The organism is Rufibacter sp. JT20002 (assembly GCF_056491185.1).
Genome location: NZ_JBSZJY010000002.1, coordinates 106,107 through 129,515, shown reverse-complemented (window position 1 = coordinate 129,515; position 23,409 = coordinate 106,107). Strand labels below are relative to the sequence as shown.

General features: G+C 48.2%; 15 protein-coding genes. 4 read left to right on the top strand and 11 right to left on the bottom strand.

Annotation, left to right across the window (positions count from 1 at the left end; all coding sequences use genetic code 11):
- Positions 1–2 precede the first annotated feature (2 nt).
- On the bottom strand, positions 3–1,661 hold the full coding sequence (gene glgP, locus ACW9SV_RS09995; protein WP_479556618.1) for an alpha-glucan family phosphorylase: 1,659 nt from the start codon (positions 1,659–1,661) through the stop codon (positions 3–5).
- A 555-nt stretch (positions 1,662–2,216) separates the two neighbouring features.
- Entirely contained in the window at positions 2,217–2,723 is a 507-nt protein-coding gene (locus ACW9SV_RS09990) for a cupin domain-containing protein (RefSeq protein WP_479556617.1), read from the bottom strand.
- 546 nt (positions 2,724–3,269) lie between these two features.
- Here ACW9SV_RS09990 and ACW9SV_RS09985 point away from each other — a divergent pair.
- Entirely contained in the window at positions 3,270–3,620 is a 351-nt protein-coding gene (locus ACW9SV_RS09985; RefSeq protein ID WP_479556616.1) for a hypothetical protein, read from the top strand.
- Between the two features lie 27 nt (positions 3,621–3,647).
- Here the strand turns inward: ACW9SV_RS09985 and ACW9SV_RS09980 are convergent, their stop codons facing one another.
- A complete protein-coding gene (locus ACW9SV_RS09980) occupies positions 3,648–4,784 on the bottom strand; it encodes an AI-2E family transporter (RefSeq protein ID WP_479556615.1) in 1,137 nt (378 codons plus the stop codon).
- A gap of 553 nt (positions 4,785–5,337) precedes the next feature.
- Between ACW9SV_RS09980 and ACW9SV_RS09975 the strand changes: the two genes are divergently transcribed.
- Both ACW9SV_RS09975 and ACW9SV_RS09970 read left to right on the top strand, forming a co-directional pair.
- A complete protein-coding gene (locus ACW9SV_RS09975) occupies positions 5,338–5,676 on the top strand; it encodes a hypothetical protein (protein WP_479556614.1) in 339 nt (112 codons plus the stop codon).
- A gap of 213 nt (positions 5,677–5,889) precedes the next feature.
- On the top strand, positions 5,890–6,354 hold the full coding sequence (locus tag ACW9SV_RS09970) for a hypothetical protein (RefSeq protein WP_479556613.1): 465 nt from the start codon (positions 5,890–5,892) through the stop codon (positions 6,352–6,354).
- A gap of 154 nt (positions 6,355–6,508) precedes the next feature.
- On the opposite strand, the gene ACW9SV_RS09965 is transcribed toward ACW9SV_RS09970, so the two are convergent.
- Positions 6,509–8,038 carry a biopolymer transporter TolR gene (locus ACW9SV_RS09965; RefSeq protein ID WP_479556612.1) on the bottom strand — a complete coding sequence of 510 codons (1,530 nt, stop codon included), beginning with the start codon at positions 8,036–8,038 and terminating at the stop codon, positions 6,509–6,511.
- Between the two features lie 159 nt (positions 8,039–8,197).
- Between ACW9SV_RS09965 and ACW9SV_RS09960 the strand changes: the two genes are divergently transcribed.
- A complete protein-coding gene (locus ACW9SV_RS09960) occupies positions 8,198–8,848 on the top strand; it encodes a TlpA family protein disulfide reductase (protein ID WP_479556611.1) in 651 nt (216 codons plus the stop codon).
- A gap of 247 nt (positions 8,849–9,095) precedes the next feature.
- On the opposite strand, the gene ACW9SV_RS09955 is transcribed toward ACW9SV_RS09960, so the two are convergent.
- The 7 genes from ACW9SV_RS09955 to ACW9SV_RS09925 form a co-directional block, all read right to left on the bottom strand.
- On the bottom strand, positions 9,096–10,226 hold the full coding sequence (locus ACW9SV_RS09955) for a phytase (protein ID WP_479556610.1): 1,131 nt from the start codon (positions 10,224–10,226) through the stop codon (positions 9,096–9,098).
- Positions 10,227–10,279: 53 nt separating this feature from the next.
- Positions 10,280–11,314 carry a hypothetical protein gene (locus tag ACW9SV_RS09950; RefSeq protein ID WP_479556609.1) on the bottom strand — a complete coding sequence of 345 codons (1,035 nt, stop codon included), beginning with the start codon at positions 11,312–11,314 and terminating at the stop codon, positions 10,280–10,282.
- 37 nt (positions 11,315–11,351) lie between these two features.
- Entirely contained in the window at positions 11,352–14,027 is a 2,676-nt protein-coding gene (locus ACW9SV_RS09945) for a TonB-dependent receptor (protein WP_479556608.1), read from the bottom strand.
- Between the two features lie 473 nt (positions 14,028–14,500).
- Entirely contained in the window at positions 14,501–16,222 is a 1,722-nt protein-coding gene (locus tag ACW9SV_RS09940; protein WP_479556607.1) for a tetratricopeptide repeat protein, read from the bottom strand.
- Positions 16,223–16,540: 318 nt separating this feature from the next.
- Entirely contained in the window at positions 16,541–17,761 is a 1,221-nt protein-coding gene (locus ACW9SV_RS09935) for an alkaline phosphatase family protein (protein ID WP_479557380.1), read from the bottom strand.
- A gap of 58 nt (positions 17,762–17,819) precedes the next feature.
- Entirely contained in the window at positions 17,820–19,280 is a 1,461-nt protein-coding gene (locus ACW9SV_RS09930; protein ID WP_479556606.1) for a SusD/RagB family nutrient-binding outer membrane lipoprotein, read from the bottom strand.
- A 10-nt stretch (positions 19,281–19,290) separates the two neighbouring features.
- Positions 19,291–22,497: a SusC/RagA family TonB-linked outer membrane protein gene (locus ACW9SV_RS09925; RefSeq protein ID WP_479556605.1), complete on the bottom strand. Its 3,207-nt coding sequence runs from the start codon at positions 22,495–22,497 to the stop codon at positions 19,291–19,293.
- Positions 22,498–23,409 lie beyond the last annotated feature (912 nt).

Below are 23,409 nucleotides of genomic sequence, written 5' to 3'. Positions count from 1 at the left end.
GTTTATTTCCCGTCCTGGTACATGAGGTGATAGTACTCATCGGCCATGCGTTCAGACCCAAAGTATGCCGTTACGTCGCGCATACTCTGTTTCATGATGCTCACCCACTTCTTACGGTCAAGGTAATAAGCCGGAATCACCTCGGTCTCCAGGATGTGCATCATGTTGGTATAGTCAATCTGGTCCTGCTCATAATCTGGCAGTGTGGTATCCACGATGGGGAACAGGAAGCTGTTTTCACCATGCTTCCCAAACTCTGGAATCCAGCCATCCTGCACCGAGAAGTTGATGGCTCCGTTCATGGCGGCGGTCATCCCGCTGGTACCCGAGGCCTCTCTTGGGCGGCGGGGCGTGTTGAGCCAGATATCGGCGCCGTGTTTCAGTTTGGCAGAAAGGTCCAGCTCATAGCCCGTCAAGACCGCCACGTTTTTCTTTTGGTGCGATACCTCAATCAGCTTGTTGAAGATATTAATGGCACCAAAGTCAAACGGATATGGTTTCCCGGCCCAGATGACCTGTACGGGCTGCCCCTCGCGGTTCACCAATTCAAAGAATCGGTGCAAGTCATAGAGAAGCAAATCGGCACGTTTGTAGGCCGCGAACCTGCGCGCCCAGACAATGGTAAGCACGTCGTTTTTGAAAATTTTCCCGGTTTGGTCGGCTACCAGGTCAAAGAGGGGCTTTTTCATCTCGCACTTCAGTTGGACCAGACGCTCATCATCGTTTGTGTCCAACGCCTTCCGGATCTCGGTATTCTGCCAGTAAGCCACGTTCTGGGCGTTGGTGATGGACTTGATCTCGCTGACGCCTTCGTTGCCGTACCACATTTCCCGCGAAACATCGCCATGGAGTTTAGATACTCCGTTGGAAATCTTGGAGAGACGCAAAGCGGTTAGGGTATAGTTCAGGCTTTGCCCAAACGTGCCGGAGATACGCCGGGCCTCCTCTACGCTCAATGCCCCAAAGAAGGACATCTTCGCCAGTAAATCTACATCATTCTCCTCGTTCCCGGCTTTCTCGGGGGTGTGGGTAGTAAATACCATGCGTTTCTTCACCTCATGCACATCACGGTACTTGTCAAAAAGATGAAACACCAGCGGTAAGGCATGGGCCTCGTTCATGTGGTAGATGGCCGATCCGCCCAGGGTCTCTACCACCTTGGCTCCGCCAACGCCCAGAATGATGCTCTGGGCAATGCGAGTAGGCAACTCGGGGTCATACAGCCGGTGGGTAATAGTGCGGCTCAGGTAGTCGTTCTCCGGGATATCGGTGGTCAAGAAGTACATGGGCACCGTTCCGAAGGTCTCGGCAGGCAGAACCAGCGCCTTTACCCACACCGGATTGTTATGGATGTTCACCTGCACCATAATGCCAGTGTCTTCCAAAAACGTGTAGTATTTCTTCTGAAACTGAACACCCATGAGCTGGTCATCTGTGCGCACCTGGTCATAGTAGCCGTAGCGCCAGAGAATGCCAATGCCAATCATGTTCTGCCGCAGATCATAGGCACTGCGCATGTGCGAACCAGCCAGATACCCCAAACCACCCGAATAAATTTTTAGGGCCTGATGAATACCGAACTCCATACTGAAGTAAGCCACCCGCTCACTGTACTTCTCATTAATGGTATACGGATGATACCACTTGCTGTAGTTTCCCATAAAATACTGGCCAAGCCAACGTAAGACAATTGTGTGAATCTGCTCCCTGCCACAGCAACACTTGTACCACTAATAAGTGAAAACAACTAAGCCGCCGGAACAATACGTATTAATACTAGCCATTTTCACCCACACATGCAAATAGCAGGAATTCTTCCGTTGGAGATATAATGCTAGCTACAAAACTGCCCGAAGCACCTATCCCAATTTGGGAATTAAATCTCCACCCTTTTCCCATTTTAGAAACCTGTTTAGCAGCTAGTTAGGAAAAACAGGCTTAAAAGGCGCTAACTTTCTTCCCCGCACCGGCTTCTTCGTGCGAATAGACCTTATCAAGAAACCAAGTCAATACTAGTAGCAAAGGGTACAAAAAAGACTCCCTGCTTTAGAGCTGTTCTTGTCAAAACAACCTTAAAACAGGGAGTCTGCTTTTCTAAACACATTAAGTTCTTTTAGGAACCTGCACAGTTCCTAGGGGCAGGCCTACGTTCTTGATACAATGTTTCTAAAAACGGCGGCTTATGAGACATCCAAGAAATCTGCCAGGATTATGGCTTATCTACCGAAATCGTCTTGCACCCGCACGATGTCGTCTTCGTTGGAAGGGTTAGAGGCATCGGTGTGTTGCCAGATTTCGGCCAGAACACCCCACTCGTTCAATCCTACCAAACGATGACGTTCCGATTGCTTCAAGGTGATTAGGGCACCGGGTTCCAATTTTTGCAGTTCGCCTTCTTCATCTGAGGGGCTCGTCACCACACCTACTTTTCCTTTCACTACTTTCCAAATTTCCGCGCGGCGGTGATGGTACTGCCAGGAAAGCCGTTTTTCAGGGGCTACCACCAGAATCTTAGGGCTCAGTTTACCCGAGATTCTGAGATCATCCACGGAGATTCCATCAAAATAGGTGTCGGCAAATTCCTGTGCCTGGTTTTCATCAATCACAAAGAAACCTCCCCATGGCCGGGTTTGGTCCTGGTTGGCAATTGAAAAGCCTTTGGCGGTCAGTTCTTGCTCTATCTCTTGAAAAAGCGCTTGTTTCTGGTTGTCAGGGGTAGACATAGTCAGTTCAATTTATAGATGTACGGGGCTAATTTAATAGGGCAGACTAAATATACCACATAAAACATGTAAGAACTCTGGTTTTGAGGGCACACTCTTCAGCATGCTTGTTTAAAGCCCTTCTTAGTAAAAACAGGTCCTAAACAGTTAAGGAAGAAAACTTAGGAAGAGAAATGAAGGCCAACTCCTGAAAGCGATCACCTTCACTATAGTACAACAAAATAAAATAGCCCAAGCACATAAAGATTCTTTGTATTTTCATAATAGTAAATTACTATATTCCGTAGTGTTGAAATTCATTAATCAGGAAAAGGCCACCTTCATTTAAAAAATGGCAGACATTTTATAAAACGTATAATGGACACTTTTGCCCCATTAGTCAGTTTAGACAGTTAATCTAACAACTTGGGTTGGATTAATAAACCTCCATATCTGAACGACACAAAAATCCATCATGCAATCAACTTGTTTGAATAATGAAATTTTATTCAGAAGACAATAAATTACTTTTGTGCAGAAATAATACCTTAGCGGCAAGCGATATCTATGGAAAATATCTACGAACAAAATGCGCCGGAAACACCCGAATTTCTAAAAACCGGAATTTCGGGTAAACTATTAGCTCTATTGCAGTCTGAGGTCTTTGAACGAGGTGAAGGGATTGAGAAGGTGCTTTTATTAGCGACCACCTACAAGCGGGTGCTTAGCCTTAAAGCTGGTTCAGGAGAGTTTGAGAGATTCGGGTGCTTTTTCTGGCATTTAGACACTCTTATTCATGAGGCCACCAACATGCAACAGAATCCTGAAAGTGACCTTTTCCTTTACTTGAAGGCTTTATTTGATTTTAAAGATTCTGTCAAGGGAATTCTCCCCCACCTGAATACCTCCGCTGCTTAAGCAAGCATTTCACCAACCTGACTGGGCTCAGTTAGAATTATCCCTGTCTTTAGAATCAATATACTTTTCGGCCCGGTCTTTAAGGGGTGGGGTTTTGGCATTGGGCGAAATCTGGCCCGGGTAACTGGCCGGAATCTGATCTCCCAGCAATTTTCCCCAAGGCTGCAAGTTTTCTATTCGGTCGAAGATTATCTTCAGCACGGCTACAAAGGGAATAGACAAGAACATACCCGAAACACCCCATAGAGCACCTCCCAGAAGCACCGCCAGCACCGAAATTAACGCGTTTATCTTGACCTTAGAGGAGACAATGCGAGGCACCAGCACGTTGTTATCAATAAACTGAATCACAAGGTACGCCCCAACAATAGCCAATTGCGTGGTATATCCCTCTTGGGTTACGGTGGCCATCAAAACAGGCAGGATAATGGCAATCAACCCACCCACATACGGTATCATGTTCAGGATGGCCCCAATCACCCCCAGAAGAATAGCATACGGCACGCCTAAAATGGTCAATGCCACCGAGTTCATAACCGCTACAATGGAAGCCTCAATCAACAACCCCACAATATAGCTCTGAATTGCCGACTTGGTTTCGTGCAGGATTTCGGCCACATAATGAGTATTCCGGGTAGAAAACACCTCAAACAGGAAATTCAGGATCAAAGGCTTATACAAAAGGAAGAGAAATACATATACCGGAATTAGGAAAAGCAAACTGAAAATTCCCAGCACGCTGCTTACCGTTTTCCCCACCAGGGCCTTGCCACCGCTGGCTGCGTCTTTCAAGAATTGGGTTTGTTTTTGAAAACTGATGCCAAACGTGTTTTGCGCGAAATTCTGAAGGTCGGTTAAGATTTGAGAGAGTTTTAATTTTAGGGCAGGCACCATCTCTCCGAACTGGATGATTTGGGAGGAGAGCAGGAACAACAATACCCCTAGAATCGTCAGCGCAATCAAGAGGGTTAGCAGAATAGACAGCACCGTTGGAATCTTCAACCGCATCAAGCGACTGTTCAAAGGGTTCAACAGAATTGCCAGCAGCAGTGAAAAGGCAATAGGAACCAGAATATCGGCTAACGTGAAAAGCACATAGACCAATAAGATGATACCCAACAAAATAAGGGTCATCTTTTTGTAGAACTGATCTGAGGAAGTCATAGCTACATCTACTCTAATGCCGTTAGAATGTTGCTACTTATGCCCTTATTTGGACGTAGAAAAGGGGCAAGACTGCTCCTGAATGGTACAAACAAAGCATTTTCAGAGGAAGGTGGATTAAATCCGTTCACCATGGACAAGGACCAGTTCATCCATTTGCTTCTTCAGAAATCCTTAACTTGTTAGCTTGGAATCTATTAATTATTGAAGGATCTAAAAAAATAGCAATCCTTAGGGCTACCTTTCTACCTATTAGGATTAGCCTATTTGCCCAGTAAATAAAATCAGCTAGTTAGGAGCTCATTTTTCTAAGTTCAACCCGAAATCTGCTAGAAAACCTGATATAACGCTTTTAATGACACTTTTATCTTAGCAATTCTTCCTCTTAATATTACAATTGTAAATCCCTCCTAAACTAAACCATTGAATAAATATAAAAACGTTCATCCTCTTAATCCTACAGATCAGCGACACATTGCAGGTATTTATCGTTTTCAAAGAATTGTTTCCTTTGGTTCTTGCTATTTAGGAGTGGAAATGAAAAGCAAAAAGAATGAGTGCACCTCTACGAGACAATCCTTTCCTTTATCAGCTGATTTTAGCCAACCGGTTACAGGCCGAATTCAGCAGAGACGAATTTCAGCGTGGTGAGTCCATTGAGAAAGTAACGGACCTGGCCCTTCGGATGCGCTTCCTTTTGACGCATTTGGAAGAAACCACCTTGGACAAGACTCTGCTGCGGGAAGTCTCCTGGAAAGCAAATCTCCTCCAACACGAGGCATTTACTTTCTCCCATTCCGCTAAAAAGGATACGTTCACCTATTTGAAGGCTTTCCATGACGCTCGGAAAGCATTCCTGACCTTGCTTCCCCTAATTGGATTAACCGAGTAGCTTTCTTTCCTAGTCTCTTTATTAACGAAACCCAATTGCACCTTTGAGAAAATTATACCAGGAAAGGACAAGGCACCTGACAAAGGCCTTCCAACAATGCTTGCATATTAAGCTTATTTTCAATAAACTAGCTTAAACTAATTACTCACCAAGCTTCTATAAAACCCGTCCCCTTCAATTAGTAATTGTTTTCTGCCTCAAACTACAAAGGCAATGTTTAAACCACTCCCTTTCAAAGAACTGCCCCGGCAGGTTTTTGAAACAGAATTCGTATCCATTCACCTGCTAGAGGCCCATGACTTGCTTCTTCTGGTTTGGAAACGGCAAATAAACCTGGAAGAGCGTAAAATTGGCTTCGGAAAGGCTCTGGAATTAACAGAAGAGTACCAACTTAAGTACTGGCTGATAGATGACCTGCAGATCTACCTGATTGCCCCCGAGGAACAGCAATGGGTACTCACCGAATTTCAGGAAAAAGCCTCTAAAACGACCATCGTCAAATTGGGAGTGATCACCTCTGATTACTACCCTGCCCTGGTGGCTAACACTGAGTTCACGAACAAAGGCAAGGAAGGCTACCAAGCCAAAGGAGCTATCCAGCACGAGGTCTTCACCGACTACGAAAGTGCCCTCAATTGGCTTTACCCTGATGAATCCTTAGAAGCGTCCTCGCTTTAACCTCAAATTAGAAAAAAGAACCTTAAAACGGGTAAGAGGAACAGACTCCACTTACCCGTTTTAAGGTTTGATAGCTGATTAGGAAAGAAGCATATGGGGTTGTCCCGCTTAATTTTAACGCCAGCACAGAAAACCAGCTAGCACTTGAGGCTAGTTACTTAACCGGCGCAGGTATCTCTCCGGAATTGCTGATGAAGGCCACCTTTTTGCTGTCTGGTGACCAGGAGGGTGTATTGATGGTCCCCTGCCCCCCGTAGACATAGGCGATCACTTTTGGCTCTCCACCGCTGATGGGCATCATCCGGAGGTACACATGTTTGTAGAATGGGTGGTCTCCTGATTGCACTTCCTCTTTCAGGAAAGAAACGAAAACCAACCATTTGCCATCCGGCGATACATGGGGGAACCAATCGTGGAAGTCACCGTTGATGACAGGCTCCTGATCCGTCCCATCGGCTTTCATGCGCCAGATCTGCATGTTGCCCGTTCTGTTGGAGTTGAAATAGATGTACTTCCCGTCTGGAGTGTACTCTGAGCCGTCATCAAGACCCTTGGCCGTAGTGAGCCTGGTTTCTGCGCCTCCTTTTGCCGGAATGGTGTAAATGTCATACTCCCCATTCCGCTCTGCGGTAAAGGTGAGGGTTTTGCCATCGGGCGACCAGCCATGCAGGTAAGAAGGACCTCTTGGGGTAATCTGTTTAGGGGTGCCGCCTTTCACCGGTACGGTGTAGATAATAGAACCGCCTAAGGCCTCTACCCCGCTGCTCAAGCCTAGCATTTTACCGTCAAAAGAGAGCACGTGGTCGTTGTTGTTGTTTCTTACGTTGCCGGTGTTCAGTACTTGGGGTTTGCGGGTGGCAAGATTGAACGTGTACATCAACCCATCGCTGTTATAGATCAGGGTCTTGCCATCGGGCGTCCAGTTAGGGGCCTGCAAAGACTTTGGGGAAGTGTAGATGATTTCCCGTTTGCCCGTAGTCACGTCTAAGATCTCTAGGTTGCTCCCCAGGTATTGCCGGTATTGCACCAGGTCATCCGGGGCAGGAACTGAGATACGCACATCCTCAAAAATGCCTTTTTCCAGCACCTGTGGGTTATGCGACCCTACAAACAAACCAACGTACACCTCCTGCCCTAAATCAAGGTTAGTTACCTCCTGCGTTACAAAAGGCTGCCCAAACTTGGCGACCCGCATGGTGTAAGTAGTACCTTTCCGCTCCAACTGAATGACATCTGGGCCGTTTAATCTTGAGCGGATTTCCTGGGTACTGTCTCCTTTGGCTTTCCGGAACTGAAGGGCGGTGAGGCCGTCACCGTGCACCACGGCATTGATATGTGGGGAGTTGCCCTGCAGATCCTGGCGCACCATCCACCCAATTTTGCGGTGTGGATCTACGCCTTCCCCCACAAACCTACCTCGGGTGTACAGAATGAAATCGCCGGTCATGCGTTTCCAGAGATAGTGAAACTCATCTTTGTCAAACCAAATGTTGTACCCAGAACCGCCCACCTCATACTGCTGGGTTTTAGGGTCGTATTTGGCAAAACCGGGTTTCAAGACCTTTCCTACATCGGAACTGCCCTCAAATACTCCAATTGCTTTCTGTTGGGCTGAGGCAGAGAAACAAATCAAGATTAGCAAAGCGGTGCATCCAAGGAGAATTCTTCTGTAGTTCTTCTTCATAAAGGGTCAGATTAGGTAAGTTAAACCTCTATTAAGGTAGGTGTTTTGCGGGAGATTTCAGAAAATTGCACCGTAAACACATCAGGCATTAACCAAAGCATCTTTTAACTGGCCATTATAGGCAAGGAAGACTCCCAAATCAAATTATCTCACCCCACTATGGGTGAACACAAAATCATGGATAAAAACAGATTCTCTTTTCGCAACATCCCGGGATGGGTAGTGATGCTGGCTATTTTCGGAGTGTTATACCTGACGGGGTTACACACAGAAGTAATAGGGCAGATGCAGCGGCTCCTTTTGGTCACCGGGTTGAAGAAAGCAGAAGTACCGGAGCCGAACTCCGAATTATCTAAAGGGACCACTCCAGAAGAAGCTGTTACTAAGAACACCTCTATGGCAGGTGCTGGTTTACAGATCACCTCGCTGGATGGCACCACCATTAATTTTGAAAGCTTGAAAGGAAAGGTGGTGTTCCTTAACCTTTGGGCCACCTGGTGCCCACCCTGCGTGGCGGAGATGCCCAACATCCAGAGTCTCTATGAGAAGACCAAATCAGACAAAATCGCTTTTGTTATGCTTTCCATGGATCAGGCAGGAATGACCAAGGTTAAAAACCATGTTGCTAAAAAAGGCTATAAGCTACCCGTTTACCTGCCTGCCAATCCCTTGCCAGTTGAGTTTGACAGCCCTTCTATCCCTACCACCTTCATTATCTCGCCCGAAGGCAAAATCGTGACAAAGCAGGTGGGGTTAGCCGATTATGACACCCCTGAAATGATTAAGTTTCTTCAAACGTTGGCCAAGTAGCGCAAAAAAATAAGCTTTTGTATTCGGGTTTTCCTTACGGCTACTCTTAACAACTAATTGCCTTTCTATTCAGAGTATAACGGGCTTTTGTTTTGGTAAAACCAAAGTGTTTTGCTTAAAAAACTATTAAAAAGGCCCCAAATGCAATCTTTTGCTTTTGGGGCCTTTTTAACAAAATAAGCACTAAACTGCAGATAAACTGGGGTTCAATTTTGGAACTGGTTAACAGGGTGCCTCCTCATGGAGGCTACAAACCCTGTCGGTTTGTCTTGACCATATTTAACTCTTTTCCAGCAATGTCTTCCCAGCGGTAGAAATGGAAAGTCTTATCAGTGCTCATGGCTACAAACAATCCGTGTTTAAATTTCTTGCCCAATGGCACGGATACGGTTTCTGAACCATCACTGTTGACCGCAGACACGTTCACGCTCTTGATAAAACGGTGCTCATACGGCTTGGAGGCTGTTCCTTCGCGGGTGAACACCATGAACCGGTTGGCTTCCTGGTCAGACACTAAAATGTAGCCGGTGCTGTCAGTAAGGGCGTAGATAGAGATGCCCTCATGGTCACGGCTGAAGTCCTGGGTAGCAAACAAAGCCAGTTGCTTGTTGCCTTTCTCTGGATCTGCGAAGTATTGGCGCACCCCCAGCCCTTCGTCTGAGTAGTACACGTACCCTAAGGCATCATCTACGGCAATGGCTTCTATCTCTTTCTTGCCGCTGTACTCCCCAAACTTGCGCACCAGGGTGGCTTTCACGTGGCCGGTTCCGTCGTCTTCCAGCAGGTACTGCCAGAGGTAGGTACCATCCAGCGGACCAACTTTACGGCTCACAATGGTATAGACTTTCCCGGCTTTGTTTTTATACAGAGACACACCCATCAGGTCACGGTAGCCTTCCTGGGTTTCGCCCACGAACATCTCCAAACCACCTTTGTCAACAGGCTTCATGTCTGGCACTGAGAAAATGCGCAGTTTGTGGGTCATCCGTTCGGTGGCCACGGCTATGTCGGTGGGTTTGCCATTCAGGATAAGGCCGTATTCTACGTCCACGTTGTTGGGGCGCTGCAGGTTTTTCACAGTCTTTTCAGGAATAATCTTCCCTTCAAGATCAAACACATACAAGCCTCCTTGGGCATCTTTATCGGTGCCAATGATCAAGCTCTTTTCCGGATTCCTGGGGTTTACCCAGATGGCGGGATCGTCTGAGTCAAATTGAACGGTATCTGTGATTACCGTGGCCTGCACCACTTTTCCGGCGACTGGCTGGGGCTCGGTTTGCCCCATCTGCGGTGTAGTGATGGTTTCTGCTTTGGGCGAGGAACAGGCCGCTAATAAGAACACGAGGCTAACCTCTTTATAATAGGATAATGTAAACATAGGTTTGTTGGAAGGAATTAGTTCAGGCAGAAAAAGCCTGACAGGGTTGATTTTTATTTTTTGAGGAGAAGGGTGATGGAACGGGTTTCCGCATCATCGTATTCTCCTTTTAAGGTAAGGGTGAGGCGCTTGCCTTGCACTTTGAAGGAGCCGGCGTAAGTGAAATCCACCGCTGAGCCGTCTTTCTGTTTGATGCTTTCGGTAAACTCCAGGTCGCCTTCCAGTTGGTCGTCTTCCAGTTCCTCAAACTCGGCTTCTATCTCAATCACCTTGTTTTCTTCCTCCACTTCGCCGCAGGCTTCCACCCTCTCAGTTTCCTTAAGCTTTACTTCGGCTTTCCACTCGCCGTATTCAAAAGCCAGAACAATTTCTTTCACGTCATCGGCCATGAGATTTTTCACGTCCTCATTAATGAGCCCGAACAGGTTTTTGAAGTTCTGGAACTCGGTGGCATCTTTCACGTCTACTTCCCATTCGCCGTAGATGCCTTCATCGTCCAACACCTGGTATTCAAATTCATTCGTGGTGTTCACCACCACCTGCTGCCCATTGGCGTTGAGCCCGATGAGTTTCATAACCAGGCCCCGGCTTTGCGTGTTGAAGATGTCGTCATCAAATAAATCTGCATCGGTCTCAAACTCTACCTCAATTTCTTCTACCCCGGCCGGGAAGCGAACTGATCCCAGCCCGGTGGCCGGGTCAAAGGTGAGGTTGAGGTCTATGTTCTGGTCTTCAGACGTGGTGCAGTCATCAATCTCGTAGAAAGCCGTCCAGTCTTTCAGGTAGTCTGACAGCCTGTTGAAGCCCTTGGTCTCAGTTATATGAAACTGGACCGTCACATCCTTGTCCAGCGGTACTACTTTGCCGCCCAACTCCTCGCCCGCGGGATCTACCCTATCTGCGAACGTGATCTTAAAGCTGAACTTGTCTTCGTCTTCCAGGTCACCGTCGCCCTCGTCTGAGAGCAGCACAACCTGTGGATAAGCGAAGTCCATGAGCGGCGTTACCACATCCTCGTCTTTCTCGTCACAGGCGGATAGGGTACAGAGGAACGCTCCGGCGAGCGCCCACTTTTTTATGTTTTTCATGTGTTTTTAAGATTTGAGTAAGAAAACAGCGCCTTGCTTAGAGGTCAAACTTCACGCCTATGCGGCTCCACCAGGAGTAGAATTCCCGCTGGATGATTTGGTTCTTCTGGCCCATGTAGCGCTCAAAAGGCTGGTTGGTGAGGTTCATGAACTCGGTAAAGAACCGCAGGCGGGAGTTCAGGGCGTAGCTGGCGCTGAAGTCCAATTGGGCCCGGTTCTTCACAAAAAGGTCCTCCTCCGCTGAACCACCTACTTCGCTCAGGTATTCTCCATTGAAGTTCATCGAGGCCCGGGTGGTGAATTTCTGGCCCTCGTAACTTAAAGAGATGTTCCCCACGTTTCTGGCCTGGCCCGGCAACCGCAAGCGTTCGGTTTCATTAGGGTTGTTGCTGTTCGCCGACCGGCTCTGGATCTTGGCGTCTGAGTGGGTGTAGGTGTAGTTGGTGTACAAGCTGAAGTTCCGCAGGAAACCGGGCAGGAACGTGAGGTTACCCTGGTAAGCCACTTCAAACCCGGTTAAATTGGCCTGGTTGCCGTTCTGCGCTTGCACTACGTCTATACTCTCCACAATGGGTTGGCCCTGCAAAGGATACGGACTCGCGAAAATGACCTTGCGGTAAATAAAATCATCCAGCTTTTTGTAGAAGAATCCGCCAGATAACACGCCCACGTTCCCGAAGTAGCGCTCGGCCAATACATCCAGGTTGAACGCGCTAACTGGCTTCAGTTCTGCATTCCCGATGGTGGCGATGTTGTCTTCGCGGTTGATTTCCTGTGAAGGAATTAATTCACTGAAGTTAGGGCGGGCGTAGCTGTAAGTTGCCGCGGCTCTGAGGTTGGTGAACCTATCCAGTTCGTATTTCAGGTGTACTTGCGGCAGGAAGAAGTCATAAGTGGAACTACCAGTCACGGGTCTAATGGCTTCCAGGTCACCGGCGGCATCAATGAGCACGTCTTTGGAGGCGTAGTCTACTTTGGTTCGCTCATACCTCAGTCCGGCCAGCACCATCAAAGGGCCCATCTGCTGCCGCACCATTCCGTATCCGGCCACTACGTTCTCCTCGGCGTCAAAAGCTTCCAGTGCTTCGTCAATGTTCTTGTCTTCCACGTTCAGCTCAAACTGCGCCGGGTTGGCGTTAAAGTAGTTGATAAAACGAGTCACGTCTAAGGGATTGCCCATGTTATAGCGCCCTCCCAGAAACGAATCTTTCACCGGAGAACCTTCAAAAGCGTCCAGCCCTGGCACGCCGTCTCTGCCCTCAAACTTGTTGGCCGTGATGGTGTAGCTTTTCTTCTTGCGACGCACCTTACCACCAAATTTCACGAGCCCGCTGTTGTCGCCCAGCTTGTACGGAATTCCCAGGTCTACTTTGGCGGTGAGGTTCCGGTCTTTAGCCAGGGTGTGGCCAAACTCTGCTTCATCCAACTCATACAGGCTGTTGTTGGCGAAGTTCTCAGATTCTATCTGGGGGTACCTGGAGGTTGGAAAACCGAAGGAAGAAGGCATGCTGGCAATGAAGCCTATCTCGTTGTCATAAGGCGTATCCTGCTCCCCGTAAGAGTATTGCGCCTCGTAGTTCAGGAAGAAACCGCTGAAGGTGTGCTTCGCGCCGGCGTTGATGGAGAGGATGGATTGCTCCTCAAAGCGGTCTTTGGTGAGCTTCTCAATTTCGTCGGCTTCGGGCACAAACACGTACCGGCGGCGCCATTCCCTGTCTGTGAAGCGGGAGTACAAGCCCCGCACATATACCTCATGGTTGGGATTGAACTTATAATCCAGGGTGCTGCTGAGGCCGGTGCGGGTACGGGTGAGTTCGTAATCCCGTAGTTCCAGCTCATTGTCTTGCGGCGCATACTCCCAGTTGTCTGACCCTAGTTTGTTCTGGTAGTAATTGCCGTTCACCAGAAAGCCAAGTTTCTCCTCTTTGCCAAAGCGCTGCCCGTATTGCAATTGACCGTTCACGTTTGGTTTGTCCATGAGCTGGTTATAGCCACCGGCCAGGGAACCGGAAATCTGCGCCCGTCCGCTCTGGGCGGTGCGGGTAATCAAGTTCACAGAACCCCCAATGGCGTCCCCGTCCATGTCGGGAGTCAGGGACTTGGAGATTTCCATTGAGGCCAGTTGGTCTGAAGGTATCGCGTCTAAGGCCACAAAGCGCACATCCGCCTCGGGCGAGGGTATCTGCTCACCGTTCACGTTAATGTTGGTGAACTGCGGCGCCAAGCCTCTCACCAGCACGTAGCGGCCTTCGCCTTGGTCGCGCTCAATATTCACGCCGGGTACCCGTTGCAGGGCTTCGGCGGCGTTGGGATCAGGGAAGCGTCCAATCTGATCAGAAGCCACGATGTTCTTGATGTTGTCGGCGTTTTTCTGCTGGTTCAATGCTCTCGCTTGCCCTTGCACAGAGCCGGTTACCACCACGTCACTTAAGTGGTTGGAGGTACTTCTTAGTTTCAGTTGCAGTACCGATGCCTCACCGGGGCTTACGCTCACAGCAAAGGTGGTATCTTGATAGCCCAGGTAATGCACTTTCAAGGTGTAGTTGCCCGGTGTGGCGTATAACCGGAACTCCCCGTCTAAACTTGTAGACACTCCGTTGCTGGTACCTGCCAGTTCTACGGCAGCCCCAGCCAGCGGCTCTCGGTTCACGGCATCTGTAATCTTGCCCCTTAGAATGGCTTGCTGTGCGTGGGTTGCTCCTGAAAGCCCCATAACCAGAAAGCAAAAGCTGAGTAAAAATTTATACCTCATAGCGTTGGTTGATTGACGCTGTAAAGGTGACGCTCTCCACGGCTCAGAATCAATTTTGGGGCGTATACAAAATGTGAACATGCCATTTTGCAACGTAAACAAGAAGGCAACAAGGGTACCACCACCACCATACGAACCTACAAATCAAGCAATTACAACCCCCTCAAACAGCCATTATGTTATTGTTATGCCACCGTTACCAAAGCATTAGGAGGTTTTGCTTTTTTGGTTTAAGGTCTGTTTTCTGGAAAACAGGTCAGAATCATGCTTACACGATAAGGCCCATCTCTTTGTCACCCATTGACTCCAAGGCTTAAAATTAAATTGAAGATCGAATAAGTTAATCCGCGCCATGGCTAAGACTTATTGCGGAGATTGCCCCCCCAGTTTTCAGGCGTTTTCCTGAAAGCCAGCCTAAAAGCAGTAGAGTTGACTTAGGATTGTAGCAGCAGGCCACCTATCGCTTCTTCCTGGGCTGGAGCTTCTTGCAGTCCATGGATAAAGGTCACCAGGTTCTCGCCCTGGGGCAAGTTGAGCTTTTTGCGCAGCCGGTACCTGGACACCCGAAGGCTGTCCAGAGAAATACTAAGCAGCGTAGAGATCTCTGTAGAGGTAAGATTCATTTTCAGCAGGGCCACCAGCCTGAGATCGGCGGCGGTTAAGTCTGGGCAACGCTGCTTCAGGTTCTGGAAAAAGGATTCATGCACCTGCTCAAAGATGCCCCGGAAATCTTCCCAGTATTTCTCCTGGCTGAAGTTCTGCTGAATAAGCATGAGCAACTGCTTGAGCTGCTTCTTCTGGTCGCGTTTGTCTTCCTTCACCATCTCCTGCAGTTTGTCGCGGAGCTGCTCCAGCAGTTGGTTTTTCTGGATCACGTGCAGGGTGTGGCTGGAGAGCTCCTTGCCCTTTGTTTCCAGCTCAGATTTGAGGAACTGCTCCCGAAGTTGTTTGTTCTTCAGCTCGGTTTCCATAAGCTCTTTCTGTGTATGATACATCTGCTCATTCTGCTCGCGCAGGGTTTGCTCGTTCTGCAGCTTAAGCTTCTGCTGGCTGATCACCACCATCCCCAAGGAAAGCAGCAGCACCAGAATGATGCCCGCTCCAATGCTGAGCAGCACATTGCGTTGGCGCGCACTCTGTAGTTGGGCAATGGAGTGGTTCTTCTTCTCTATGTCATACAAGGTATTTAGGAGGGCCGCCTGTTTGTTGTTCTCTTCAGAATAGATTTTCAGGAGGGCGTCCCGGTTTTCTTCCATGTAGAAGAAGGCGCTGTCGTCCTGATGCAGGAAGTGGTACGATTTGGCCAAATCGCGGTAGCCGCTGCTTAACTGGTAGATTTCGCCTAGTTTTTCAGCCAGCCGTACCGCCTGCCAAGAGTACGCCAGACCTTTCCGGTATTCACCTGTTTTCCGGAGCACATCGCCCATGTTGTTGAGCACTTCCAGTTGGGACAATTGGTCGTGTTGCCGCTGGTTGATGAAGAGCGATTTCTTAAAATAATATTGAGCTGAGTCGTACCGCCCCAGGTCCTCAAAGATGCTGCCCAGGTTCTCGAAGATCTTGGCGATTCCGCTGCTATCCTGGGCTTGTTTGTACAACGCCAGGGCTTGCCGTTGGTAGTGGAAAGCACTGTCATGCACCTGCCGCTTCTCATAGAAGTGCCCAATGTTTCCAAAGGTAAAAGCGGTTCCCTTCTTGTTTTCGCTTTTGCTGTAAATACTTAAAGCCTCCCTATACTCCTTTAATGCTACCTCATCTTGGCGGTTATAGTAATGCAGGGTCCCCATCTCGTTGAGGTTATGCGCCAATTGCTCTGGTAGCTTTTGTTCCCTAAAGATTTTGTCGGCCTGCAGATGGTGGTCCAGCGATTGCGCATACCGTCCCTGATGATAGAAGATCTGCCCCATCTGTTGCAGACACAATCCCTCGGTTTTACTGTTCTGCCGCTTCACCGCCTCCTGCATGACGTTCCTGAGCAACCTAAACGCAGAATCTGGCCGGTGCTGGGCTATAGCTTTGGCTTGCTTTAAAGCGGGTGCTTGTGCATTGACCGAAAAACTCAGCAGGATAGAAAAAATGAAAAGTAGGCATTGAACCATGTTCTTCTGGAGGTCCACTAATTGGTTGCGGAAAATGGTTGTGAACAGGAGTCGCATTTTGGGGCGGGTTTGCGTAAAACGTTCACAAAGAAGGGAATTGAATGTTACCTGAACATTATCATCTGCAAATGAAGGATGTAGATGGTAATTCATACCTTGAAAACTACTATCAAAGAACAAGCAGCAACTAAGGTTGAAATAACTTATTGCAGGAACATTGCTTAAAGAGCTTCCTACACAGACATCTTTCCGGCAAGCTTTTGGCTCTAAGTACTCCAACAAAAAAGGCTACCAATTAAGAGTAGCCTTTTCTTAAAGCGATAAAAGAAATCTGGTCCTTCTCCAGTTTTGGTCTTCTTTCAAGTAGGAGTCGTATTAGTTCCCACCTAGGATAACCCACCTATTTAGAGTGTTATGAGGAGCTTCCAAAACAATCTTGTATAGGCCCGAGGATAAATCCCCCACTGGAACGGTCACTTTCTCCTCCTTGACGGAAATGGATTTCAGGAGCCGGTATTCATCTTTTCCACCGGTTTTGAAATGGTTGGTGGTGGCCAGCCATACCTTTACTTTCCCTTTGTTGTCTACCGCCTTCCAGTTTAAGCTAAGTTCGCCACTGTTGTACGTGGCATTTGGCTGGGCAATGGATATGGGACCAATGAGAGGCACACCGTCAATTTCCATCAACGCTTCGCGCGGGAGCTCTACCTTAAGGAATCGGGCAATGGTGGGCATGATATCCACGATGCCTGGTTGGTTTTGCTTAAACAGAGGATTTAGGTCTTTGGCGTTGGTCACCATCCAAGTGGTGCGTTCCCTTTCCGATTGGCCGCCGTGGTGCTTCCCGGTTTTACTGTCCCGGCCATGGTCCGTGGTGATAACGATCATCCAGTCTTCCTTATGCTCCTGCTGCCGGTACTCTATGGCTTTCCATAACCGGCCCATCTGGTCATCTACTATCGCTACCGCTTTATTCAACTGTTCACTGTCTCCATAGTAATGCCCCATGTCATCTGAGTACTCCAGATACACCCAAGACAGGTCAGGGGCCTTTTCCTTTATGTGCTCCGATGCTTTCTCCACCACTCGCTCATCAATCAGGTGCATGAAATTCCGTTCTTTGTCATGGGGAAAATTAAGGGTATCCAGCTCAAGGCCGTCTACCTCATAGTCCACCACCAGATTACCTGTTTCCGGCAGACCCTCTCCTACTAACTTGGTCCGGTTATCCAGCCAGCTGGAGAACACAGCGGTTTTCTTCTCCGGATACTGGTTCTTCAAAAACCGGAAAATGCTCCAATAATTGTAATTAGGGGCTTTAATGCTATTGTCCCATACGTTGTGCTTGTTCACCCACGTACCCGTTAACAGACTGTTGTAGCCAACCGCCGAGATGGTGGGCGTTTGGCAGTAAGCTCCTTTCTCACCACCTACATAGGCCCGGGTATAGCCTCCTACTGAGGCAATCTTGTCGATGTTAGGGGTATTCTGCTTCTCCAGCACATCGGCCGGGATACCATCTACAATCACGAAAACCACTTTCTTCTTGCCTGGTTGCGCTTTTCCGGTGAAAGAAAGAAAAAGGGCCAAAATCAAATAAAGGGTTCTAAAACTGCTAGTTGCGGGGTTGTTCATCTCTAAAGTATAAAATCAGTTACTCTGGTCTCAAAATCCACATGGTACCATTGATGTTGTCTCCCTCGGGGTACTGCCGGGCTATGGCAGCCTCCACGTGTTGCCTGTTGAGGTTGAACTCGCTTTCTGGGTACATCCAGCGCTTGGGGATTCTCTTCTGGTTCAGAACGCCAGCCCCACTCACATCAAAGGAAGGCATGCCCGTACGGCGCTGTTCAAAGAAGGGCTGCCAGCCAGAGTTCATAAAGAACGAAATGTACTTTTGGGTTAGCAGGGTCTCCAATTCCTTTCCGGAGGTTAACTGCACCTCGGTTCTTTGAAGATAAGTTGTGATTACCTCCTGCGGTACGCCGTACGTGAGCATGCTTGCCTCAATGCCCTTTTTGTAGTAAACATCCGCATTACCGGAGATCCACCCTCTAAGCACGGCCTCTGCCAGAATAAACTGGATCTCGGCATATCCCAAGGCATTACTGGGTTCATTAACGGGGCTGTTGTAGTAACGTGCGTCTATTTTGGAAGCACCGCCGCTTACTACCTTGGTCTTGTTTACGTCCAGGGCTTCGCTTCCCTTCACCCCTCCGTAAGCACTAAGATCATTCTCAGGAAGGCCACTTTTGGCAGGAGCCACATCTGCCATTCTAGGTAGGCGCGGGTCCTGAAGGTTCTGCAGCAAAGCCACAAAGCCCTCTTCCATGTAGTAGGCGGTCTGCAGGTCATTGCTGTTGAAGTAAGGATACCGGTTGTCTTCCAGGTCATAGAAAGGCAAAGAGGCATTATCCCCATTTGAGGTGAAGATGGGGTATTGCGCAGGGTTACTCGCAATCTCCTGAAACCGCTGCTTCACCCTTAACCCTGCATGGTTCTGCTTCAAGGAGAGATTCATGAGCACCCTTAAAGAGAAGGAGTTCACCAGCTTTTGCCACTTTTTAAGGTCTCCTTTGTAGATGACGTCACCCGTTACGGTTTCATTTGAACCTGCCAACAAGGTATTAGCCTCCTTTAGCTCCTCCAAAACATTCAGGTAGATAGCTTCCTGTGAATCATAAACCGGCGAGAAAACCCCTTCTCCTCCCTTCAACGCCTCTGAGTAAGGAACATCGCCAAACGTTTGCGTGAGCTCCACCACAAAATAGGCTCTGAAAAACTTTGCCAATGCCGCATAGGCCGGTCTGTTGGTGCGACCCGCCTCTTCCTCCATTTTGACCACCTGTTTTAGATGATCATAGTTTTCGTACCCTGAGCGCTGCCAGCCATAATACTGGTTCAAGGATACCCCATCGGTATTGGCCAGGAAACGAGAGGCCAGAGCAGCTGATAAGCTAATCTCATTGAAGGCTTTGGTTTCAATATTGGTCAACAGCAAATCCGGAGATGCCTGTATGGTTCTGTTTGGGTCAAGCTGCAGGCTTTCAAAATCCTCACAGGAGTAAAAGCAACTGCTAAGAAGGAACAGGATTGGTATAGATAGCTTTTTCATGTCTTGGGTTTTAGAACTTTAAGTCAATGTTGACGCCCATGCTGCGGGTAGAAGGGGTTTGCAGGTTATCTACCCCGGTGTCTGGGTCTACATTTGGCAGTTTAGACCAAAGCAGAAGGTTTCTTCCTACCAGGGAAATTGCCGCCGAACGGATGGGCATTTTCTGCAATACCTTAGCCGGGATCTGGTAAGTCAGCGTTACCTCCCTTAGCTTCAGGAAAGTCTCTTTGTAGTAATGGTAATTGTTGGCAGGCCCGTTACTGGTATTGATCATGTAGTTGATATAGCTCACGGCCTTTTCATTGGGGGCAAATTGCCTAGTGTCTTCCACAATGTTGCCTTTCCCATCATACTTCACCTCTCCGCTGACTACCACTACCCCATTTCCCACGTAGGTGGCCTGTCCGGCGTTTGCTTCATCCCTGAAATGATTAACTGTGCCCGGATGCGTTCCACCCCACCACATTTTCTGGTTGGTAGTAGAGTAGATCTGACCTCCCAATCGGCCGTCAAACAGGAAGCGCAGACTGATGTTTTTATGGAAGATTGCGTTTTCTATACCGTAAATCCAGTTTGGCTCGTCATACCCAATGGCACGGGAGAAAGGATCTGTTCTGGGGAAGCCGTTGGAGTTGTAGATGATGTTACCCTGGGGATCGGTTTCATAGACGGTGGCATAAATCTTATCCGTGCGATCTCCCACCTTCAGGCGGTTCAGTTCTTCGGCTCCCCCAAAGATCTCCTTCAGGTACCTACGGTACTGGCTCACGTTGGCAGTGATGTCCCATCTTAAGTTATCGTGCTTGATTGGGGTAACCCGCGTGATAATCTCCAACCCTTTGCGTTGGAACACATTTCCGTTCTCCAGACGGGAGGCATACCCGCTGGAAAGAGAAACCGGGATGTTGGTGATGTTGTTGTAGTCCCTTGCCTGGTAATACGTCACATCAAAACCTAGCCTGTTCCGGAGCAGATTTAACTCTATCCCAGCCTCCCAGGTATCGGAAGTCTCGGGTTTAATATCCGGGTTCAGGTTATTGGATCCGTAATAGAGAGAGGGGGTACCATTCCATTTTACCCCGTTTTCATAGGCAGCCAGATGGCTATACGGGTAAACCCCGATGCGCCCTTCTGAAACACGGGACCAGGAGCCGCGCAGCTTTAGGTAAGATAAAGCAGTAGGCATGGTAATCAAGTCTGACACCACCACCGCACCTGAAACTGCCGGATAGAAGAAAGACTTGTTGTTGATGGGTAAGGTAGAAACCCAGTCATTCCGCCCGGTAAGGCTCAAGTAAACGGCCCCGAACAGTTCCAGGTCCATCACCCCGTACACGCTGTTCTTCTTTTGCTTCTCTATCATATTCTCCCCCTGAACCAGGTTGGCGGAGTTACTAAGGTTATAGAAGCCCGGTATGGTCAAGCCATCGGTATTAACAGATTGCCCTTTCAGGTTCTGGTAGTTGTTGGAACCACCCACCTGCGCTTTGATGGCTAAATTTCTATGGAATTCATGCTGGTATTGCAGGATCAGATCAGAAACCACATCAAAGTAGTTTTCCCCGCTCACATAGAAATTCCCTCTTGATTTATCATTGTAGCCTACATAGCTTTTAGGCTCTTTTGTGGTCCTTGTAAGCCCGTAGATATTCACCCCCGTTCTGTAGATGGCACTGAAGGCTGGATTAAACTTATAATCCAGGGTAACCACTCCAAAGGTGTTGTCCTTGTAATAGCCGCGCTGGTACTCATAAGCTTGAAAATACGGGTTGTTGTACCAGGACTGGTTGTAATGCCTCTGCTGCTCTCCTTCTCTCCCTTCAATCCAGTAGTTCCTCAGGTCCCTGACATCCACATCGGCGCCCGTCCATAAGATGAGGTTGTACAGGTAATTGGTGGGCCCGTAGCCGGTCTCAGGGTAATTGTCGGTATACTGGCGGTTGTAGCTGATGCGGGTGTCAGCCGTTAATTTAGGAGATAGGCTATAGTTCCCAGAGATGCTAAAGGAGCTGTTGTTCAATCCGGTATTGGGGACAATGCCCTTCTGGTAGATGTGGGAGGCAGCCGCCCTGAAGCTTCCCTTCTCCCCACCTTTGGTCAAACTCACACTGTTGGTGGAGATCATCCCGGTTTCAAAGAAATTCTTCACGTTATCCTTGCCCCTGGAAAGCCAAGGCATGGGTTGGCGGGCACCGGTGACAGGATCCACGGGGCTGTTATACTGCGGGGTCTCCCAGAAGCCACTTGGCGTGGAAGGGTTTGGTTGATCTAGTTTTGGTCCCCAAATCCAACCCGCTCCTTCTACTCCGCCCCCTGAACCGTTCACGTAGGCATATTTTCCGTTGTTACCGTTACCATAGGTGGTCTGGACCTCCGGTATTTTGATAAAACCAGGCTGAAAAAGGGTTGAGGAGTTTACCTCCACGCTCAGGTCGGTGCCTTTGCCCCGCTTGGTGGTGATCATAATAGCCCCGTTGCGCCCAATGGAGCCGTAAAGGGCTGAGGCAGTAGACCCTTTCAGCACGTTCACGCTCTCAATGTCATCTGAGTTGATTTTCCAAAGATCGGCGGTTTGGTCTGGCACGCCATCAATCACAATCAAGGGCTTTCTTCCCCTGAGGCTGATTTCAGGGTCTTGAAAAAGATCCGTAGAGCTTTTGATGGTAAGCCCGGCCACCCTTCCCGTCAGGTTACTGACCACATTGCCTTCCCTGGCTTTAGTTAGTTCCTCGCCCTGCACTTCCTGCACGGCATATCCTAACGCCTTCTTTTCCTTTTTAATACCCAAAGCAGTTATCACCACTTCCTCCAAGCTTTGGGAATCTTCTATCAAGGTCAACTCCAGAAAACTATTATTACTTAAGGCAACTTCCTGCTTCTCATAGCCAATGAAGGAAAACAGCAGGACAGGTTGCGCAACACCCGTGCTATTGAGGGTGAACTTACCTTCCGAATCGGTGATGGTACCATTGGTGGTCCCCTTCAGGATCACCGACACCCCTACCAAAGGTTGGCCAGTACTATCCTTTACACGCCCAGAAATGGGCTGATTTTGAATACTAAGGCGCTGACTTTTATGCCGGGTCAAGGCAACGGCAACATTCCCCGATTTGGAGGCAGAGCTCTCCAAGGGAACAATGCCAAGCAGGGCTAAAAGCAATAGAGAGCACCTCCCCAAGTAGTTTCCCCTTCTTTTTACTGTAGAGATTGTTATCATTCTAGATAGGTTTAGTGATAGGACAGATGGTTTAAATCGTGATTTTTAGAAAAGAGTGAAGGCAGAGTTGAAAAGCATTAGAAAAGATGACTGATGTATTATCAGTGAGGGAAGTGACAAAAGCCCCCACTCTGATAACCCTTGTAAAGGAGCCATAATGAGTAGATCAACTGTTGTCAGAGGCTTTAGAGGTTCCTACTAGGTTCTGCTTTGCACCGGGAGCTTTCCTTTGCATTCATATAATTTGATTGCAAAACTCATAAGCAGGATTTACCTCAGTATTTAGAGGAGGTTAAGTTTCTATTAAAGGAAGGAGAGATTAAGAGGAAGGCTTAACAAAGACATAACGTAAACAGGTATTTCCCTATACAGGAAAAACCCAAATATATCTTAGAATATTAATGTTATACCTACAATTAAGGTTGACCAAGTTTAAATAGGCCAAAGCTTAAAGCAAAGTGGCTTTTACCAAAGAAGACTCGTGCACCTTAAATGGCAGTCTCTGTACAAATACCCAAAAACGTCTGATACAAACCTCAACAGGAGGTAATTAATCACTCCAATCAGAAGGATAGGCAAGATCTACATTACGCAGATCGCTTTGTGCCTTTAAGAAACGCTTTGTGTTTCTATTCTTATCCCTTTTTCCGCGCGCAACTTGCCAGTTGAACTCCTTTCATTAGGAAAGATGACTAGGCTTTTAGCTAGTCCCAAGAAGGCTTTCATAAGTGGCTTGGTCTTTCTTGCAAATGACCGATGCATCCGCTAGGAGAAAAAGCAGGACACTACAAAATGCTGTGTTTAGTTCATAATGGGGGTTATGTAAGGATTTCGAGCTCCACTATCCTAATGCCTGCGATGTTTAGCTGAGGAGAATCTCATAAGCCTATTATGGGTCTTATGTAAATCAAA